Annotated in this window: 3 protein-coding genes; all 3 read left to right on the top strand. The window is 42.3% G+C overall.

Features of this window, described 5'->3' with window-relative positions:
- Positions 1-150 precede the first annotated feature (150 nt).
- The gene (locus AB6D07_RS22720; protein WP_017102254.1) at positions 151-855 is read left to right on the top strand and encodes a response regulator; all 705 of its coding nucleotides are present in this window, start codon (positions 151-153) and stop codon (positions 853-855) included.
- 36 nt (positions 856-891) lie between these two features.
- Positions 892-2,211 (top strand): ATP-binding protein, encoded by a 1,320-nt coding sequence (locus AB6D07_RS22715; protein WP_017102253.1) that lies wholly within the window; start codon positions 892-894, stop codon positions 2,209-2,211.
- 123 nt (positions 2,212-2,334) lie between these two features.
- Positions 2,335-2,631 carry a Bor family protein gene (locus AB6D07_RS22710; RefSeq protein WP_017097222.1) on the top strand — a complete coding sequence of 99 codons (297 nt, stop codon included), beginning with the start codon at positions 2,335-2,337 and terminating at the stop codon, positions 2,629-2,631.
- Positions 2,632-3,234 lie beyond the last annotated feature (603 nt).

Raw genomic sequence — 3,234 nt, 5'->3', positions numbered from 1 at the left:
AAATACGCGAAACGGGGTTGTTCTATCTTTAAATTTAATTACGCAACAAAGCCACGCATTTGTGATTAATATGCAACAGCAGGAGCCGCCAAAATTAAACGCACTCACGTAATTTCAACAAATTAAACGCACAACAAGGCTGATAACGGAATGACAAAACCTAAAATGATCATCGTTGAAGACGATTTAAAACTTCAGCAAATGCTAAAGGATTACTTTGTAGCACAAGACTTTGAGGTCACCGCGTTAGACGATGGCAGTGATGCTGTGCAAACCATCCTTGACGATCAACCTGATATCGTGCTGTTGGATTTAATGCTTCCTGTAACCGATGGGCTTACAATCTGCCGACAGACACGTACACACTTCAAAGGTAAAATCTTAATGCTCACCGCCAGCGATGACGATTTTGATCACGTTGCTGGTTTAGAGACAGGGGCCGATGATTATGTCACTAAGCCAATAAAACCACGAGTTCTGCTGGCAAGGGTCCGCTCGCTATTACGCCGTCAAGAAACCAATACACCTCTGGTTGATGATTCAAGTAGCCTTCAGTTTGGTCAACTTACGCTGAAAAATACCTATAAAAAGTGCGAGCTTTCAGATGTGGTCTTATCACTGACAGACAGTGAATTTGATCTACTTTGGCTGTTAGCATCCAACCCTGATACTCCGCTGTCACGTGATTATTTAACTCAAACGCTGCGTGGGATCGAGTACGACGGGATCGACCGAACGATTGACAACAAAGTGGTGCGTTTACGTAAGATACTTGGCGATGACAAAACACCAGCAGAAAAAATTCAGACCATTCGCGGGAAAGGCTACTTATTTGTTTCGACCGCCTGGCATTAACCGCGCTCAGTACGGGCGCAATGAAAGAGAGCGATTATGCGACGTATCTATTTGGAGTCCCTACTAGGGCTGTTAACTTGCTTTATTGTTGGTCTTCTAGCCTACGAAATTTGTGTCTATCAGCTCAATACCGACTATGAATATATATTGCAAGATTACGAAGCAACGGCCCATCAACAGCTCCTAGAAAACATAGCGAATAATCAGGGTCTCGAAGCCGCCCATCAAGCCATAAACCAGTTTGTTGACACCTCCCGCAATACCCTCGTCACATTCAAATCGAATGATGAAGTACCGACTCCAGTTTCTGAATTCTTTACTGCTAACCCCAACGTGTTTATTTTTCACGACGACTATCGGGAGTTATGGTTTCGCTTAGCTAACAGTGAAAACATCTACCATTACCAGCCCAACGACGACACGCTCGTTCGACAAAAAATAGAGCTCGAAGATGACCTTATTTGGGTATTCTTTATCGCGAGCTTCATCGTATATGGCCTGGGTCATCTGTTGATTATTTTCCGCAGAGTTAAGAAGCTTGAAAATGCAACATTACGCTTCTCTGAAAGCGACCTCTCTTCACGAGCTGAAACATCAGGCGGCAGTGCAATTGGAACTCTGAATAAATCCTTTAATCTGATGGCCGACCGAATCCATAGCTTAATCGAGAGTAATCGTTCACTTACCAATGCGGTAGCTCATGAACTGCGAACTCCAATATTCAGAATTCAATGGCAGGCTGAAATGCTCAAAGACACGCTACTCAACGAGGGGCAGCAAGATACTATCGAGAGCATTGTTGAAGACACAGAAGAGATGGAAAAAATGGTCGATGAGCTACTATATTACGCAAAACTCGACAGTTGTGATCTAGATAACTTACTACAGCCATTAGAGATAAGAGACTTTCTCGATCACGCAATGAGCCGTTGGAACAAAGAGACTGAGTTTAGTATTGATCTATCACTACCAGAACAACCTCATTTGATATTAGCGGATGATACGCTGCTCAATCGCGCGTTAGATAACCTAGTACGTAACGCGATGAAATTCGCACGCTCACAAATTTCGATTGAAGCAACCGTCTACCAAAACAAGCTGAAAATCGCCGTACATGACGATGGCGATGGCGTAGCAAAAGATCACCGGGCTCGCCTATTCGAACCTTTTTATGTTGGAGATAAAGCACGTAACAAAGCCAAGAGTGGCCATGGTCTAGGGCTTTCTATCGTTAGTAAGATCTGTGTTCAACACGGTGCAACAGTGCAAGTTGCACAAAGCAACACTTTAAAGGGCGCCGTATTCACTATAACCTTTCCACTATGTAACGGTTCGACTGACAAACCCATACAGTAACGATCAATCATCTCTGGAATAATGTTCAACATCAACCGAAGGGGAGCTAGATATCTCCTTCAAAGCAGACAACTCACGTTCACCCTAACTAACGTGAGTTGAATTTTATCTCTGGAGATACACATGAAAAAATTAATGATCATCGCGGCACTATCACTTGTAGCAACAGGTTGCGCTCAACAAACTTTCGTAATGGCCCCTCAAGAGAGCGAAGCAACAGCACCAACAACTGAAAAGTCACACCACTTTTTCATCAACGGTCTAGCGCAGAAAAAGCAAATTGATGCAGCTAAAGTATGTAACGGTATCGACAACGTTGCTAAAGTTGAAGTTCAAGAGACATTCGTGAATGGTTTACTAGCAGCCGTGACTTTTGGTATTTATACACCACGAGAAGCACGCGTTTACTGCAAAGCTTAACTCGTCGTTATTTGTCCACGAACCAACTGACGACACCAAAAGTTTGGTCTTGGAAGCTTCTACCTGACATTCAATACTTTCGCTGGTGCTCAAGGACTGAGCATAGAATACCGTCATATTGACTGTAAATACGGGGGCTGGTGCTAACATCTCCCCGTTTATTCCTCCTAAAATGCAAACATGCAATATCTCATCCCACTCAAAGCCTCATCCAAGTCCACAACCACCAAACCTGTGTTTGCTCGGTTTAACATCCAACTCTCCTTGTCATGATTAGAATCAGCGTACTGCTTTGCTTTCAACAAACACCGAAATAAATACTACAATAGAACAAACACAATGTTTGTTATGCTTTATTTTTCAATTAGTTAGATAAACCTGACGTCACTCCAACATTAAAAAACATCGTTTTATTTAGCAAATTTAACCTTTTGTCAATATGTGGATTTTATTTATAAAGAATATAACCAACAAATATGACCTTACCTCTTGATAAATCAAGGGCTACAGATAGTCACTTTATCAATGAAAAAATAGGTTTCATTTGTGTAATGCCGTTCGGATAAGCATTATTGCTTGAACCTGAACGGATATTTGGCTGGG

Source organism: Vibrio sp. 10N.239.312.C11, assembly GCF_041466065.1.
Classification (GTDB): domain Bacteria; phylum Pseudomonadota; class Gammaproteobacteria; order Enterobacterales; family Vibrionaceae; genus Vibrio; species Vibrio tasmaniensis_A.
This window is presented reverse-complemented; position numbering and strand designations above follow the sequence as displayed.

What these genes read in the sequence shown, in the direction of transcription:
- AB6D07_RS22720 (WP_017102254.1), top strand. Translation starts at nt 151, where the DNA reads ATGACAAAACCTAAAATGATCATCGTTGAAGACGATTTAAAACTTCAG.
- AB6D07_RS22710 (WP_017097222.1), top strand. Translation starts at nt 2,335, where the DNA reads ATGAAAAAATTAATGATCATCGCGGCACTATCACTTGTAGCAACAGGT.
- AB6D07_RS22715 (WP_017102253.1), top strand. Translation starts at nt 892, where the DNA reads ATGCGACGTATCTATTTGGAGTCCCTACTAGGGCTGTTAACTTGCTTT.